Source organism: bacterium, from assembly GCA_021372775.1.
In the GTDB taxonomy this organism is placed as follows: domain Bacteria; phylum Acidobacteriota; class Polarisedimenticolia; order J045; family J045; genus JAJFTU01.
The window spans coordinates 21,241-36,525 of the sequence record JAJFTU010000472.1 but is presented as its reverse complement, the minus strand read 5'-3'; the positions used below and the strand labels follow the sequence as shown (position 1 = coordinate 36,525).

Genomic DNA, 15,285 nt, shown 5'->3' with positions numbered 1-15,285 from the left:
GACCGCCGCGGACCGCAGGGTCCCGCCCGCGGGCGCGCGGCCGCTCCCGCCGCCGCGCCGACCCCCTCCCCGCGCCACGTCGAGGCCGAGAAGCCGGTCGGCGAGGTCAAGGTTTCCGAAGGGATCACCGTCAAGGACCTTTCGGAGCGGATGGACCGCAAGGCCAAGGACGTGATCAAGCGCCTCTTCCTCGAGAAGGGGATCATGGCGACGATCAACCACGCCTTGGACCTCGAGACGGCCCGGTGGGTCGTCGAAGCGTTCGGCGGCACGGCGCAGCAGGTGGACATGGCCGAGGAGGCGATCGCCGAGGCGACCCCCGCCGAGGCCGAAGCCGCCGAGCAGCTCGTCTCCCGTCCGCCGGTCGTCACGATCATGGGACACGTCGACCACGGCAAGACGAGCCTGCTCGACGCGATCCGCGCCACCCGCGTCGCCGAGCGCGAAGCGGGCGGCATCACCCAGCACATCGGCGCCTACAAGGTCCGCCAGATGCGCGAGGGGACCGAGCGCGAGATCGTCTTCCTCGACACCCCGGGCCACGAGGCGTTCACGCTGATGCGCGCCCGCGGCGCGCGCGTGACCGACATCGTCGTGCTCGTCGTCGCCGCCGACGACGGCGTGATGCCCCAGACGCTGGAGTCGATCAACCACGCCAAGGCGGCCGGCGTGCCGCTCGTCGTGGCGGTCAACAAGATCGACAAGGCGAACGCCAACCCGGAGCGGGTGCTGCAGCAGCTGGCCGAGCGCAACGTGCTCGTCGAGCAGTACGGCGGCGAGACCGTGGCCGTGCAGGTTTCGGCGAAGGCCAAGATCGGCCTCGACCAACTGCTCGACATGATCCTGCTCGTCGCCGACATGGCCGAGCTGAAGTCCAACCCGGCGCGGCCCGCCAGCGGCACCGTCCTCGAAGCCAAGCTGGACCGCGCGCGCGGCCCGGTGGCGACGATCCTCGTGCAGAACGGCACGCTCAAGGTCGGCGACGTCTTCGTCGTCGGCTCGGCGCTGGGGCGCGTCCGCGCCCTCGCCGACGAGCGGGACCGCCGCCTGACCGAGGCCGGTCCGTCCACGCCGGTCGTGGTGATGGGCCTCGACGGCGTGCCGGCCGCCGGCGACCTCTTCCAGGTCTTCCCGGACGAGGCGAAGGCGCGGCAGATCGCCAACTACCGGCTGGCCAAGCAGCAGGAAGAGGACGCCGCCCGCCGGATGAAGCTCCCGACGCTCGAAACCCTCGCCTCCCGCATCCAGGAGGGCGAGGTCCACGAGCTGCCGATCGTCGTCAAGGCCGACGTCCAAGGCTCCGTCGAGGTGCTGCGGAAGTCGCTCGAAGACCTCTCCACCACGGAAGTCGTGGTCAAGGTCATCCACGCCGGAACCGGCGCGATCTCCGAGACCGACATCCTCCTCGCCTCCGCCTCCGGCGCGATCGTCGTCGGCTTCAACGTCCGCCCGGAGCGGGGCGTCGGCGACATCGCCAAGCGCGAGGGCGTGGACATCCGCCTGCACACGGTGATCTACAACGTCACCGACGAGATCAAGCAGGCGATGCTCAACACCCTCTCCCCCGTCGAGAAGGAGGTCTTCCTCGGCCGGGCGGAGGTGCGGCAGGTCTTCCGCGTGGCGAAGGTCGGCACGATCGCCGGCTGCTACGTCGTCGAAGGGACGGTCCGCCGCGACGCCAAGGTGCGCCTGCTGCGGGACAACGTGGTCGTCCACGAAGGGCGGATCGACTCGCTGCGCCGCTTCAAGGACGACGCCAAGGAGGTCAAGACCGGCTTCGAATGCGGGATCGGCCTCGAACGGTACCAGGACCTCAAACCGGGCGACGAGATCGAGGCGTTCACGATCGAGTTGTCCAAGCGCGAGTCGCTCGAGATCCCCAAGGCCGACTGATGGCCGTCGTCGTTGGCCTGCTGGTTCTCGAGCTGCGCGTCGTCGGGAGCGGATCGCTGAAGGACAAGCGCCGGGTGGTCCGCTCCTTGATCGACCGGGTCCGCGCGCGGCACAACGTCGCCGCCGCCGAGACCGAATACCAAGATCTGCTGCAAAGGGCCGAGATCGCTTTCTCCGCGGTGGCCGCGGCGGAGGCGCCGCTCGGCCGTCTTTTCGACCAGATCGTCATCGAGGCCGAGGAGATCGTGCCGGGCACGGTGACCGAGACCGCGCGCGAGTTCCTCGGATGAGGCGTCCCAGCGGCCTGGTCGGCCTGCTCCTGGCCGACAAACCGACCGGAGCGACGAGCCACGACGTCGTTTCCTGGGCCCGGAAGAGGCTCGGCGAGCGGCGGATCGGCCACGCCGGGACGCTCGACCCGCTCGCCTCCGGCCTGCTGCCGCTGCTCGTCGGCCCCGCGACCCGCCTCGTGCCCTATCTCCACGACTGGCCGAAGACCTACGTCGGCGTCGTGCTGCTGGGGCTGGAAACGGAAACCGGCGATCTCGACGGCGTGGACGTCGCGGGGTTCGTCCCCCCGCCGCTGCCGCCCCGCGCCGTCCTCGACGCCGCCGCGGCCCGCCTGACCGGCCGCCAGATGCAGATCCCGCCGGTCTACTCGGCGAAGAAGATCGGCGGCACGCCGGCCCACGAGTTGGCCCGGCACGGGCGGCCGCCGGTCCTGCCGGCGGTCGAAGTGACCGTCCACCGCCTCCGCTTCCTCCCCGCGGGACGGGGACGCCTGGCCTTCGCGGCGCGCGTCTCGAGCGGCACCTACATCCGCTCCCTCGCGCGCGACCTCGGACGGCTCCTCGGCAGCGGGGCCTGCCTCGCCGCGCTGCGCCGCACGGCGATCGGCCCGCTCCGGGCGCGCGGCGCGACGCCGGCGCGCGCCGAGGCGACGAGCGAGGCGCTTCTGGCGGCCCTCCTGCCGCCCGAGGCGATCCCGCTGCCGCTCCCGGTCGTCCGGCTCGACGAAGGGGGCGCGGACCGTTTCCGCGGCGGCCGCGAGGTCGAGGGGGATCCGGCCGGTCTTTGCGGGCCGGCCCGCGTCCTCGGCCCCGACGCCCGCATGGAGGGGATCGGCGAGATCGGCGAAGGGGGCCGCTTGTCGCCCCGCGTCGTCCTCCGCGGAGGGGTCGCGGGCGTCGGCCGTTCGGAGCAAGGCAACTTCGTTGTTGCCGAAGGCGCGGGGCCGCTTTAGAATCCTTCGCCGTCATCGTATTTGGAATCATCCCATGCGGAAGATTTGATCCGCCTGACGCGGTCCGCGGTCCCCCGGGACGACGGCCGCGAGGAGTTCCGGCCTTGCCCGCTCACAGCGAAGTCCGCGAAGACACGATCCACTCGTTCCAGGTGCACCCGACCGACACGGGTTCTCCCGAAGTGCAGATCGCGCTGCTGACCGATCGGATCCAGCACCTGACCGAGCACTTCAAGAGCCACCCGAAGGACCACGCGTCGCGGCTCGGCCTGCTCAAGCTCGTCGGCCAGCGCCGCAGGCTGCTGAACTACCTGCGCCGCAAGAACATCGGCCGCTACCGCGAGCTGATTCAGCGGCTCGGCCTGCGCAAGTGAGTCCCCGCGCCGCGGGCCGGCGTCTTCCGGCCGGCGCGGCGCGGCGCTCGGTTTCTCGGTTGGCAGTCCACCAGGACACCGACGGGTCGTTCTTCCGCGCCGCGCTCCGCGCGGCGCGGTTCGGTGTCTTCACGGTTCAGTCCATCCCGAAGGTTCCGACGCTCCCGCCCAGGGCCGCGCACCGCGCGCGGCCTGCCGACGGCGCGCGCCGGGCCTCATGTGTTGGCCGCCTCTAGGGGAGGCGGCGGGAGTTCAACGTGCCGATCCACACTGTCGAAGTCGACGCCGGCGGCCGTCCGCTGGTCATCGAGACGGGGCGCATCGCCCGCCAGGCCGGCGGCGCGGTCACCGTCCGCCAAGGGGACACGGTCGTCCTCGTCACCGCCTGCATGGCCCGGGAGGCGAAGGACATCACCTTCCTCCCGCTGACCGTGGACTACCGCGAGGGGATGTACGCCGCGGGAAAGATCCCCGGCGGCTTCTTCAAGCGCGAGGGGCGGCCCAACGAGAAGGAAACGCTCTCCAGCCGCCTGATCGACCGTCCGATCCGGCCGCTGTTCCCCCACGGCTGGAACCACGAGACGCAGATCATCGCGTTCGTCCTCTCGGCCGACAAGGAGAACAACCCGGACGTGCTGGCGCTGACCGGCGCCTCCTGCGCCCTCGCGATCTCCGACGTCCCCTTCACCAAGGAAATCGCCGCGGTGCGCGTCGGCCTGATCGACGGCCAGTACGCGATCAACCCGCTGCGCTCCCAGATGGACGCCAGCCAGCTCGACATCACCATCGCCGCCTCCGAGGACGCGATCGTGATGGTCGAGGCCGGGGCCAACGAGGTCGCCGAGGACGTGATCGTCGGCGCGCTCGAGGCCGGCCACGCGGCCGTCAAGAAGATCATCGCCGCCCAGCGCGAGCTGAAGAAGCTCGCCGGCAAGGAGAAGTTCGCCTTCGAGCCGCGCGAGGTCCCCGCCGAGATCAAGGCGTGGCTCTCCGCTCGGGCCAAGGCGCCGCTGACCGAAGCGATGCAGATGAAGCCGAAGCTCGCCTCCTACGCGCGGGTGGACGACTTCCTCAAGGAAATCGCCGCCGAGATCCCGCCCGAGGAGACCGAGAAGGCGAAGTGGCTCGGCGAGGCCTACCACGAGCTGCAGGACGAGATCCTGCACGAGTTCATCCTCGAGAAGAACGCCCGCCTCGACGGGCGCGGGATGGAGGAGATCCGGCCGATCACGATCGAGGTCGGGCTCCTGCCGCGCACCCACGGCTCCGCGCTGTTCACGCGCGGCGAGACGCAGGCGCTGGTGACGACGACCCTCGGGACGTCGGCCGACACGCAGCGGCTCGACTGGCTGGAGTTCGAAGGGGAGAAGCGCTTCATGCTTCACTACAACTTCCCCCCCTTCTCGGTCGGCGAAGTCCGCTTCCTGCGCGGCGCCGGCCGCCGCGAGATCGGCCACGGCGCGCTCGCCGAGCGCGCGCTCCGTCCGCTGATCCCGGGCGAGGACGCCTTCCCGTACACGATCCGCGTCGTCTCCGACATCATGGAGTCGAACGGCTCGTCGTCGATGGCCTCCGTCTGCGGCGGCTCGCTGTCGCTGATGGACGCCGGCGTGCCGACGGCCAAGCCGGTCGCCGGCATCGCGATGGGGCTGGTGATGCGCGGCGGCCGCCACGCGGTGCTGACCGACATCGCCGGCGCCGAGGACCACCACGGCGACATGGACTTCAAGGTCACCGGCACGCGCGACGGCGTGACGGCGCTGCAGATGGACATCAAGATCGGCGGCGTGACGCCGGAGATCATGGCCGCGGCGCTGCAGCAGGCGCGGCGGGCCCGCCTGCAGATCCTCGACCTGATGCACGACGCGCTGGCCGCGCCGCGCTCGGACGTCTCTCCCTACGCCCCGCGGATCCTCACCATCTTCATCAACAAGGAACGGATCCGCGACGTCATCGGGCCCGGCGGGAAGATGATCCGCGCCATCCAGGAGAAGACCGGCTGCGAGATCAACATCGAGGACAGCGGCCGCGTGGACATCGCCTCCGTCGCCCTCGCCAACGCGCGCGAGGCGGAGCAGATGATCCGCGACCTCACCGCCGAGCCGGAGCTGGGCAAGCTCTACCTGGGCAAGGTGACCCGCACGACCAACTTCGGCGCCTTCGTGGAGATCCTCCCCGGCACCGAAGGGCTGCTGCACATCTCGGAGATCGCCGACCACCGCATCAAGCAGACGACCGACGAGATCGAGGAAGGGGACGAAGTGCTGGTCAAGGTGATCGAGATCGACCCGACCGGCCGCCTCCGCCTCAGCCGCAAGCAGGCGATGAAGGAGCAGGCCGAGGGCGGCGCCGCGCCGGCCCCGACCGCCGAATAGGTTCCTTCAAATCGGCTTCGACGGCCCGCCGCGAGGCGGGCCGTTACTTTTTTGCGGCGCGGGCGCTTGCCCGCGGCGCGCCGCGCCCCGCAGAATGTCGTCGCTGCCCGCGATCCTTCGGACTGGGGGTTCGAGGAACGGGCGGAGGACGCTTCGCGATGGCCCGACGGTTGGGCGATTGTCTGCTCGAGGACGGCATCCTCTCCGCCGACCAGCTGGAGCTGGGGCTCGAAGCCCAGCGCCAGTTCGGCGGTTCGCTCGGCACGCATCTCCTGGCGCTCGGGGTCCTCGACGAGGCGGCGCTGGGGGCGGCGCTGTCGCGCGTCTACGCGGTTCCCTGCGTCGGACGAGACCAGCTGCTGGAGGCCCCGCCGGAGGTCGTCGCCCTGCTCTCGGCCGACTACGCGCGGCGCCACCGCGCCATCCCCTTCCGCGTCGAAGGGGAGAGCCTCGCGCTCGCGATGCAGAACCCGTCGGACACGCTCGCGGTCCACGAGGCGGCGTTCCTGACCGGCTTCGTGATCGCGCCGTACGTCGCCTCGGAAGTCGCCGTGCGGGCCGCGCTGGCGCGCCACCATCATCTGCCCGACCTCTCGCTCGCCAAGCTCGAGGCGCGCGCGCGGGCGCTGGCCGCCGCCGCGGGGGTTCCTTTGCCGCCGCGGCCGCGGACCGCGCCGACGACGGCCGCGGGCGCCGGCCCCGAAGCGGCCGCCCCCGCGGGCGGAGCGGGCGTCGCCGCGGCGTCGTCCGCGGCCGTCCCGGCGATGTCCGCCGCCGCGCTCGAAGAGCGCGACGAGGAGTCCGTGCCCACCGAGGCGCACGGCGAGCCGGCGCCGCCGGCCGCGGCCGAGGAGACGGCCGACACCGGGCCGGTGGCCATCGAGGCTCTCGAAGAGGCCGCCGCCGAGGCGACGCCGACGGAAGTCATGCCGCGTCCGGCCGCGTCCGATGTCGGAAGACGGCCCGCGGAGGCCGGCGCCGCGGCCGCGCCCCCCGCGCCTCCGGCGGTCGCGGTCGCCGCGTCGCCGAGCCGCGAGCCGCAGCCCGCCGCGCGCGGAGGCGCCGCCGCGCAGGTCGAAGACCACGTCGGCACGCTGGCGATCGCGGGCCGGAGGCTCGCCGCGGCGATCGACAAAGAAGACGTCGTGGCGATCGCCGCCGACGAACTGACGCGCCTGCTGCCCCGCGCGATCGTCTTCATCGTCCGCGGCGACCAGGCGGTGCCCGTGCAGGTACGCGGCCTGCCCGACCCGCCGGCGGGCGCCGCGCTGCCGCTCAAAGGGCCCAGCGTGTTGGCGCCGGCCCTCGAAGGGCGGCTGGCGTTCGGCCCGTTCGAGGCGAGCCCGGCCGACCGGGAGTTCTTCGCCCGTCTGGGGACGACGTCACCCGCCTCGGCGCTCGTCGCGCCGGTCATCGTGCGCGGCCGGTCCGTGCTGGTCCTCTACGCCGACGATCCGGACGGCTCCAGCCCGATGCCCGACTTCGCGATGGCCCGCAAACTGACCTCGCTGGCCGCCTGCGCCGTCGAAATCGCCATCCTGAGGGCCAAGATCCTCAAGGAGAGCGGAGCCCTCTGATGGCCGCAGGGCCGCTCGGCGGGGCCGACGCGCTGGCCGCGGCGCTCGGGCCGGACGGCGCGGCGGCGCTGCACCGCCTCGCCGTCGCCGCGGTCCGGGCCGCGGTCGAGGACGCGCCCCTGCCGGCGGAGGCGAGGGCCGGCGTGCCGGACGTTCCCGTCTTCGGCGCGTTCGTCACGATCCACGAACGGGGCGGCGATCTCCGCGGCTGCATCGGCTCGCTCGGCGACGTGCGCGCCGCGGCCGACCTCGTCGTCCGCTCGGCCCGCGCCTCGGCGCTCGAGGATCCGCGCTTCCCCGTCGTCCGCCCCGCCGAACTGCCGCGGCTGGACGTCGAGGTCTCGCTGCTCGCGCCGCTCGAGGAACTGGATCCCGCCGTCCTTCCGCAGGGGGTGGAGGTCGGCAGGCACGGGCTGGTCGTCGAGCGGGGAAGCCGCCGCGGGCTGCTGCTGCCGCAGGTCGCCTCCGACCGCGACTGGACGCCCGAGACCTTCCTCGACGAAACCTGCCGGAAGGCCGGGCTTCCGCGGGACGAATGGCGCCGCGGGGCGCGCGTCTTCCGCTTCGCCGCGCTCGTCGTGGGCGACGACGGCCGGATCCGCGATCTCGCGCGCTGACCGCCCGCCGGCGCCGCAAAAGAAACGGGACGGCCGCGCGGCCGTCCCGTTCGTCGTTTCAGGACCGACGAGCCGTCAGCGGACGTCGACCTTGTCGCCGACCTCGACCTCCGAGACCGACTCGAGGACCTTGACGATCGAGCCGCCGCCGTTCGTGAACAGGATCACGCCCTGCGCGAAGACGTCCCGCGGCGCGTTCCCGACGCCCGGATGGAAGAAGAGCACGCGGTCCCCGCCGGTCACGCCGGCGTGGCTGTTGACGTCGATGCCGACGAGGTGGCCGGCGCCGGCGATCGTCGCCCGCGGATCGGCCAGCACGGCGACGACGCCGAGGAGCCGCCCCGGATTCGGCGACGCGAGCTTGGCCAACGGAATCCGCTCGATCAGCGGCGCCTGCATCTCGCGGTACGGAATCAGGTGGTCCCCTTCGTGGATGTCGTCGCACGAGAAGGTGATCTCGGCGGTGGCGGAGTTTTCCTGCACCGCGAGCACCCGCACCCGGCCGAAGCGCATCACGTAGACGGCCATCGGCTTCCGCGTGTCGGGGTTCTTGACGACCGGCCCGGAGCGGACGACGACGTACTCCGCGCCCGGCTGGATTCCCATGTCCTTTCCGGCGCTGAGGTAGACGACGTCGCCCTGTCCCTGCATGGTCTTGTTGGTTTCTTCGCGCCCCGAGATCGTCAGCGGCCCCGGATCGTAGACCTCGAGCAGCTGCGGCGCGCAGTTCATCTCGCGCGCGTCGGCGGCGGCGAAGAGCGCCGGCCCCTTGGCGACCGGCTTCGGAGCGGGCTTCGCTTCCTCGGCGAACGGCGCGGGCGGAGGCTCGGGCGCGGGCGCCGGCCCCTGCTCTTCCACGACTTGCGGCGCGGTCGGCAGGACGAGCGGGTCGCCCGGGTAGATCCAGTGGGCCTGCGTTATGTAGCGGTTCGCGTCCCACACGATCGGCCAGAGGTACGGGTCGCCGTACTTCGCGCCGGCGATGCGCCAGAGGCTGTCGCCGGCGACGATCGTGTAGACCTCCGCCCCTTCGGGCGGCGTCGGCGGATCGTACGGCGTCCAGTGCCCGCCGACGTTCTTCAGGTGGACCGGCGGCGGAACGTACTGTTTCTCGATCGCCCGCGAACGGTCAACCTGCACGCCGGGAGGCGGGGTGAGGGTTTGCGGCTTCTCTTGCTGATCGTCGGCCGCAAAGGACGGCGCCGCGCAAAGCGCGAGCGCCGAAAACGCCAACAGGCCGCGGAGCGGCAACGTTCCCATTCTCCTCTCCTCGCGGCGGCGCGCGGCGAGTAGCCGCGGACCACCCCGGCGAATTTAAATCCATCGCGGGAAGCGAGGCAACGGGGTTTTACGGTTCTTCGCCTTCCGCCGTCCGGTCCTCGCCGCGCGGCGCGAAGGCGGTCAGCGAGGCGTCGCCGTAGCGCCGCGTCCAGAGCGTTTCCCACGCCGCCGGCGCGGCCGGCGCGTCGCCCGTCCGGTGCTCCACGACGACGAGCGTCCCGGGGCCCACGAACGGCGCCGCGGCGAGACGGTCGAGCCACTTCGGCAGGCGCGGCTCGCCGTAGGGGGGATCGAGAAAGACGACCCCCGCCTCGCCCGGAACGAGCCCTTCCCCGCCCCGCTCAAGCCAGACGCCGACGTCGGCCGCGACGACGAAGACGAGTCCCGCCTGTTCCTGATCGAGGGCGAGGAGATCGACGTTGCGCCGCACGACCGCGAGCGAGGCCCGGTCCCGCTCCACGAGGACCACCGGCGCCGCGCCGCGCGAGAGCGCCTCGAGACCGACGGCGCCGGTCCCCGCCGCGAGGTCCAGGAAGGGGCGGTCGGCGACCGACGGGCCGAGGATGTTGAACAACGCCTCCCGCACCGGGTCGGCGGTCGGGCGCACGCCGCGCTTCGGCGGCGGCGCGAGCCGCCGCCCGCGAAACAGGCCGCCGACGATTCTCAGAACTCCCCCGCCCAGCGCGACTGCTCCAACTGCAGCTCGAGCTGCCGCGCCGACTCGAAGCCGATGATCCGGAAGCGGTAGGTCACGCGCTCCTGGTTGCGCGGGAAGTCGGACGGCAGCGCCGGCAGCACCGCGCGCCGGATCGCCGCCGAGGACGCGTCGTCGAGCGCGGGCAGCACCGACGGGCGCAGGACCTCCAGATCCTCCACCGAGCCGTCCCGCTTGAGCGTGAAGCGGATGTAGACGTCGCCGTCGAGCGTCTGCAGGTTGCGCAGCGCCTGGTCGCGCTCGAAGCGGCTGACGCGTCCGTACAGCTCGCGCAGCCAGGAGCGGTAGACGGCGAAGTAGACCTTCGTCGAATAGTCCGACCAGTCGTAGTCGTTGCTCTCGAAATGGAGGTCGCCGAAGAAGCCGCCCCCGCCGCCGACGTTGAAGTCGGTCCCGCCGCCGCGCGGTCCGCGGCGGCCGGGGATCCCGCCGCCGGGCACGCGGAACGACGGCGGCCCGTTCTGCCGCCCCGTGCCGCGCTGCGGCGCCGGCCGTCCGTTCGGGCCTTGGTCGATCGGGCTCGGGCTTCCGCCGGAGAGCGGCGTGTCGCCCGGAATCGGCGTGGGGAGATCGTCCCCGCCGCCGTCCTTCATCCCTTTGCCCTTCTCGCCGGGCGCCTCGGGGCCGTGCACCTTCCCCTCGGGCCCCTGCGGCCGGTCCGGCGTTCCCTTCTTGTCGCCGTGCGCGTTGAAGCCGAGGAGCGGCTTCGCGGGGGCGGGCTGTCCGCCGGCCTGCGGCGCCGGCTGCTGCGCGCCCGGCGGCTGCATTTGCGGCTGCGGCTGCGGTTGCGGTTGCGGCTGCGGTTGGGGCTGCGCCGCGGGGGGCGGAGGAGCGGGCAACGCCGGCGGGACGACCCGCGGCACCGGAACGCGCAGCGGCTCGCGGTGCGGCCGCGGCGGCTGCGGCTCCTCGAACATCAGCGGCAGTTCCTCGGCCGGGGGCTTCGCGGGCGGTTTCGGCAAGGTCTGGCCGGCGAGCAGAATCAACCCGACGAAGACGACGTGCACCACGATCGAAATCGTCGTGACGAGTCCGGGACGCCGACCGTCGTCGAACGGCGCGACGTCTCGGGCGCTGAGCTCCGCCTCCTCGGTCCAATGCTTCATCGACCAGCTTCCTCGGCGACGCGCGCGGCGATCGCGTTGAACTCCCCCCGCCAAATCTCCGTGGGCGCCTCGCGCCACCGCGGATGCACTCTGTTGGTCAGGAGCGCGGCGACGAGTCCCCGCCGCGGCGCGATCCAGACCGAGGTCCCGGTGAAGCCGGAGTGGCCGAACGCGTCGCGTCCGAGCGGCTTCCCGGCCGGCCCCGCGTCGGCGCCGGACCGGAAGCCGAACGTCCGCGCGTCGCCGGCCAAGCCGGCCGCCGGCGTCGCGGCCCGCGCGAGCGCCTTCGCCGACAGCAGCGCGCCCGGCTCGAGCAGCGCCGAGGCGACGCGGAAGACCGCCCGCGCCGTGCCGAACAGCCCCGCGTTGCCGGCGTCGCCGCCGAGCCAGCGGCAGTTGCCGTCGTGGACGACGCCGCGGAGCGGCTCGTCCGGCCCCGGAACGTCCGCGCGGGAAGAGTCTCCGCCGGCCATCTCCGCCTCGCGCGCGCGGCCCCGCTCGGTCGGCGCGGCGCGCGACGCCAGAACCTGCGGCAACGGCGAGAAGAGCATCTCGTCCTTTCCGAGGCCCAATGGACCGCCGACCTCGCGTTCGAACAACGCCCGAAGACCGGATTTCGTTCCCCGGCGCAGCGCGATCGTCGCCGCGATCGCCCCGACGCAGGAGTAGATCGCCGCGGTCCCCGCGGCGGCCGCCGGGGGAAGCGCGGCGATCGCCGCCACGACGTCTTCGGGACGCGCGGCGAGGCGGTAGAGCGGCGCCCAGGCCGGCAGACCGGACGAGTGCGTGAGGAGATCGGCGAAGCTCGGCGTGCGTCCGGCGTAGCCCCGCAACTCCGGCAGCAGGTCGTCGAGCGGGCGGTCGAGATCGACCGCGCCGCGGTCGGCGAGGCGCAGCAGGACGAGCGCCAGCGCCAACGGCTTCGTGAGGCTGGCGAGGTCGTAGAGCGCGTCGACGTTCGCCTCTTCGCGCTCCGGCTCGAGGGCCAGCGCCCCTTCCGCGCCGAGGAAGCGCGGGACGTCGCCCAGCGCGCCGACGGCGTAGACGCCGCCGGGCCAGCGCCCCGCCGCCGCGCCTGCGGCGACGAAGCGCGCCAGATCCGGATGGCCCGCGGACGCCGGAACGGTCATCGCGGCCGCCCCTCTCCGCCCCGCGCCCCGCTCAGACTCCGGCCTCGACCGCGTCCCGCACGCGCAGCGCCAGTTCGAGCGCCGCGACGCCGTCCTCGCCCGAGCAGGGCGACGGACCGCCGTCGAGCACCGCGTCGGCGAAGGCCGAGAGTTCGCGGGCGAGCGGCTCCTCGGGCGGCAGCCCGACCGTCTCGCCGCGGACCTCGCCCGGCTTTCCGGGCTCGCGGACGACGTAGTAGTAGGCCAGCGTGCCGGCGCCGGTGTCGCAGGCGAGGAACCGGCCCGGCTCGAAGACCCGCACGCGGCGGATCTTCTCGTTCGAGATGCGGCTGGCGGTGACGTTCGCCGCGGCGCCGCCGGCGAAGCGGATCCGCACCGAGGCGATGTCGATCTTGTCGGTCAGCGCGGGGGTGCCGCTGGCGTCGAGGTGCACGATTTCGCGCGGCCCGAGCAGGACGCGGCAAAGATCGAGGTCGTGGATCATCAGGTCGAGGATCACGTCGACGTCGAGGCTGCGCGGCGTGAACGGCGCGAGGCGGTGGATCTCGAGGAAGCGCGGGTCGCGGACCCGTTCGCGCAGCGCGGCGATCGCCGGGTTGAAGCGCTCGACGTGGCCGACCATCAGCGTCGCGCCGCTCTTGCGCGCCGCCGCGATCAGCCGGCGGCCGGCCTCGACCGTCGTCGTGATCGGCTTCTCGACGAGCACCGACTTCCCCGCCTCGAGCAGCGGCAGGGCGACCTCCTCGTGGAAGGTCGTCGGCGTGGCGACGCTCAGCGCGTCCACTTCCGCGGCGAGCGCCTCGACCGTGGGGAAGACGCGCGCGCCGTGCTGGGCGGCGATCGCCGCCGCCTGCGCCGGATCGGCGTCCACGACGCCGACGAGCGTCGTCCGCGGCAGGGTGGCGTAGAGCCGGGCGTGGTGCCGGCCGAGGTGGCCGACGCCGACGACGCCGGCGCGCAGCTTCGCTTCCATCTCAGTCCTCGCTCCACTCGGCGTCGAGGCGGATCGGAACGACTCCGCGCTTCGTGCCGCGCACGAACTCGACGATCATCATCACTTCGGGGATCGAGCCCCAGTTCGCCTCGACCTCGGCCAGCGCCTCGGCGCGCGTCGGGCCGGGGCGGAACAGGGCGCGCGTCGCCGCGTCGAGCGCGGCGATCGTCGCCTGCGGTTTCCCCATCCGCTTCAGGCCGATGCGGTTGATGCCGTAGCAGCGGGCGCGGTTTCCGACCGTCGTGCAGAACGGGATCGCGTCCCGGGTCACGACCGAGTAGCCGCCGATGAAGGCGTACGCCCCGACGCGGCAGAACTGGTGCACGCCGCTGTAGGCCCCGACGACCGCGTGGTCGCCGATGTGGACGTGCCCGGCGAGCGTCGCCGCGTTGACCATCAGCACGTGGTCGCCGACGACGTTGTCGTGGGCCATGTGCGCCCCGACCATGAAGTAGCCGTGACTGCCGACGCGGGTGACGCCGGCCCCGCGGGGAGTGCCGCGGTGGACGGTGCAGTGCTCGCGGAAGACGTTGCCGTCGCCGATCACGACTTCCGTCGGCTCGCCCTTGTAGCTGAAGTCCTGCGGCGGGAAGCCGATCGCGCAGCCCGGGTTGAAGACGTTGTCGGCGCCGATCGTGACCTTCCCGTCGATCACGACGTTGGGGCCGATCTTGGTGCGGGGGCCGACGACGACGTCCGGCCCGACGACGGCGAACGGGCCGACTTCGACGCCGTCGGCCAAACGCGCCGCCGGGTCGACGGCGGCGCGGGGATCGATCGAAACGCTCACTTGGGACTCCGGTCCGTCATGGTGGAGAGGAGGACGGCCTCGGCGGCGATTTCGCCGTCGACGGAGGCGACGCCCTTGATCTTGGCCACGCGCTGGCGCAGCGCGAGGACTTCGACCTCGAGCCGCAGCACGTCTCCGGGAACCACGGGGCGGCGGAAGCGGCATTCGTCGATTCCGCCGAAGAGCAGCAGCTTGTCGGCGCGGTCCGGAATGTCGTTCATGATCATCGTCGCCGACAGTTGGGCCAGCGCCTCGACGATCAGCACGCCGGGCATCACCGGCAGGCCGGGGAAGTGGCCTTGGAAGTGCGGCTCGTTGACCGTCACCAGCTTGATCCCGACCGCGCGCCGCCGCGGCTCCAACTCGAGCACGCGGTCGACGAGCAGGAACGGGTAGCGGTGCGGAACGAGTTCCAGAATCTTCTGAATGTCGAAAACCGGGGGCACGCTGCACCTCCGCGCGAGGAACGGCGCGGGGCCGGGCGGACGCCGCCCGGCCGGGCCGCAGAGACCGCAGGTTACTTCTTGGGGGCGGGCTTGGCCGGCGCCGCCGGCGCCGGAGCTTCCGACGCGGGAACGGAGGCGTCGATCGCCTTGATCAGGTCGCCGGTGATGTCCACGTCCGACGAGTAGAAGACGGCGACGTCGGCCGCGACGACCAGCGACAGCTTCTTCTCCTTGGCGTAGTTGCGGATCACTTCGATCACGCGCTTCTGCCAACCTTCCTGCGCCTGCTCGACCTCGACCTGCATCTCGCGCTGGGCCGACTTCTGCGCCCCCTCGAGCTCGATCTGCTTCCGCTCGAGTTGCTGCTGCATTTCCTTCTTCTTCTCGTCGCTCGCCGACGTGGCCGCCTGGACGAACGACTGCTGCATCTTCTCGAGCTCTTCGGAGAGCTTCTTCAGCTCGCCCGTCTTCTTGTCCTTGAGCGCGGACAAGCGGGCCTGGATCCTCGCCCCTTCGGCGGTCTCCTGCGTGATCCGCTGCGGATCGAACACGCCGACCTTCGTTTCCTGCGCTTGCGCGGCGCCGACGCCGGCCAGCAGGCCGAAACCGATCGCGAACAACACCGGGAGGGACTGCTTCAGGGTCATACCAGCTCCTTGGCCGGGGCGGAACGCGTCAGCGTTCCCCGGCGGGCGAGGCGTCCCCGCCCCGCTTCGGGGCGGGTAGACGGCTCGGCGATTGTAG

The 15,285-nt window shown here is 72.4% G+C and carries 15 protein-coding genes; 7 read left to right on the top strand and 8 right to left on the bottom strand.

The window, feature by feature from the left end:
* The 7 genes from infB to amrA all read left to right on the top strand — a co-directional run.
* A partial coding sequence (infB, locus tag LLG88_16365) for a translation initiation factor IF-2 (GenBank protein ID MCE5248482.1) occupies nt 1–1,893 on the top strand: 1,893 nt, incomplete at its 5' end.
* A complete protein-coding gene (locus tag LLG88_16360; GenBank protein MCE5248481.1) occupies nt 1,893–2,183 on the top strand; it encodes a DUF503 domain-containing protein in 291 nt (96 codons plus the stop codon). The genes infB and LLG88_16360, both read left to right, overlap by 1 nt.
* Nucleotides 2,180–3,136 (top strand): tRNA pseudouridine(55) synthase TruB, encoded by a 957-nt coding sequence (truB, locus tag LLG88_16355; GenBank protein ID MCE5248480.1) that lies wholly within the window; start codon nt 2,180–2,182, stop codon nt 3,134–3,136. Before LLG88_16360 ends, truB begins: the two co-directional genes overlap by 4 nt.
* 104 nt (nt 3,137–3,240) lie before the next feature.
* A complete protein-coding gene (gene rpsO, locus LLG88_16350) occupies nt 3,241–3,510 on the top strand; it encodes a 30S ribosomal protein S15 (protein MCE5248479.1) in 270 nt (89 codons plus the stop codon).
* A gap of 257 nt (nt 3,511–3,767) precedes the next feature.
* Nucleotides 3,768–5,885 (top strand): polyribonucleotide nucleotidyltransferase, encoded by a 2,118-nt coding sequence (gene pnp, locus LLG88_16345; protein MCE5248478.1) that lies wholly within the window; start codon nt 3,768–3,770, stop codon nt 5,883–5,885.
* 158 nt (nt 5,886–6,043) lie between these two features.
* Complete coding sequence (locus LLG88_16340; protein MCE5248477.1) at nt 6,044–7,462, top strand: hypothetical protein; 1,419 nt, start codon at nt 6,044–6,046, stop codon at nt 7,460–7,462.
* Entirely contained in the window at nt 7,462–8,079 is a 618-nt protein-coding gene (gene amrA / locus LLG88_16335; GenBank protein MCE5248476.1) for an AmmeMemoRadiSam system protein A, read from the top strand. Before LLG88_16340 ends, amrA begins: the two co-directional genes overlap by 1 nt.
* Nucleotides 8,080–8,154: 75 nt before the next feature.
* On the opposite strand, the gene LLG88_16330 is transcribed toward amrA, so the two are convergent.
* From LLG88_16330 to LLG88_16295, 8 genes are all read right to left on the bottom strand, one after another.
* The gene (locus LLG88_16330; GenBank protein ID MCE5248475.1) at nt 8,155–9,339 is read right to left on the bottom strand and encodes a LysM peptidoglycan-binding domain-containing protein; all 1,185 of its coding nucleotides are present in this window, start codon (nt 9,337–9,339) and stop codon (nt 8,155–8,157) included.
* Between the two features lie 88 nt (nt 9,340–9,427).
* A complete protein-coding gene (rsmD, locus tag LLG88_16325) occupies nt 9,428–10,021 on the bottom strand; it encodes a 16S rRNA (guanine(966)-N(2))-methyltransferase RsmD (protein ID MCE5248474.1) in 594 nt (197 codons plus the stop codon).
* Between the two features lie 2 nt (nt 10,022–10,023).
* A complete protein-coding gene (locus LLG88_16320; protein MCE5248473.1) occupies nt 10,024–11,181 on the bottom strand; it encodes an energy transducer TonB in 1,158 nt (385 codons plus the stop codon).
* Nucleotides 11,178–12,311 (bottom strand): beta-lactamase family protein, encoded by a 1,134-nt coding sequence (locus LLG88_16315; GenBank protein ID MCE5248472.1) that lies wholly within the window; start codon nt 12,309–12,311, stop codon nt 11,178–11,180. Before LLG88_16315 ends, LLG88_16320 begins: the two co-directional genes overlap by 4 nt.
* A 31-nt stretch (nt 12,312–12,342) precedes the next feature.
* Entirely contained in the window at nt 12,343–13,284 is a 942-nt protein-coding gene (locus tag LLG88_16310; protein ID MCE5248471.1) for a Gfo/Idh/MocA family oxidoreductase, read from the bottom strand.
* Nucleotide 13,285: 1 nt separating this feature from the next.
* Complete coding sequence (lpxA, locus tag LLG88_16305; GenBank protein ID MCE5248470.1) at nt 13,286–14,095, bottom strand: acyl-ACP--UDP-N-acetylglucosamine O-acyltransferase; 810 nt, start codon at nt 14,093–14,095, stop codon at nt 13,286–13,288.
* The gene (fabZ, locus tag LLG88_16300) at nt 14,092–14,541 is read right to left on the bottom strand and encodes a 3-hydroxyacyl-ACP dehydratase FabZ (GenBank protein ID MCE5248469.1); all 450 of its coding nucleotides are present in this window, start codon (nt 14,539–14,541) and stop codon (nt 14,092–14,094) included. The genes lpxA and fabZ overlap by 4 nt, the downstream gene beginning before the upstream one ends.
* 71 nt (nt 14,542–14,612) lie before the next feature.
* Nucleotides 14,613–15,188: an OmpH family outer membrane protein gene (locus LLG88_16295; protein MCE5248468.1), complete on the bottom strand. Its 576-nt coding sequence runs from the start codon at nt 15,186–15,188 to the stop codon at nt 14,613–14,615.
* Nucleotides 15,189–15,285: the final 97 nt, after the last annotated feature.

Bases quoted from the DNA above. Each gene is read 5' to 3' on its own strand.
- truB (MCE5248480.1), top strand. From the start codon at position 2,180: ATGAGGCGTCCCAGCGGCCTGGTCGGCCTGCTCCTGGCCGACAAACCG.
- LLG88_16330 (MCE5248475.1), bottom strand. From the start codon at position 9,339: ATGGGAACGTTGCCGCTCCGCGGCCTGTTGGCGTTTTCGGCGCTCGCG.
- LLG88_16315 (MCE5248472.1), bottom strand. From the start codon at position 12,311: ATGACCGTTCCGGCGTCCGCGGGCCATCCGGATCTGGCGCGCTTCGTC.
- LLG88_16320 (MCE5248473.1), bottom strand. From the start codon at position 11,181: ATGAAGCATTGGACCGAGGAGGCGGAGCTCAGCGCCCGAGACGTCGCG.
- LLG88_16310 (MCE5248471.1), bottom strand. From the start codon at position 13,284: ATGGAAGCGAAGCTGCGCGCCGGCGTCGTCGGCGTCGGCCACCTCGGC.
- LLG88_16295 (MCE5248468.1), bottom strand. From the start codon at position 15,188: ATGACCCTGAAGCAGTCCCTCCCGGTGTTGTTCGCGATCGGTTTCGGC.
- amrA (MCE5248476.1), top strand. From the start codon at position 7,462: ATGGCCGCAGGGCCGCTCGGCGGGGCCGACGCGCTGGCCGCGGCGCTC.
- LLG88_16340 (MCE5248477.1), top strand. From the start codon at position 6,044: ATGGCCCGACGGTTGGGCGATTGTCTGCTCGAGGACGGCATCCTCTCC.
- LLG88_16360 (MCE5248481.1), top strand. From the start codon at position 1,893: ATGGCCGTCGTCGTTGGCCTGCTGGTTCTCGAGCTGCGCGTCGTCGGG.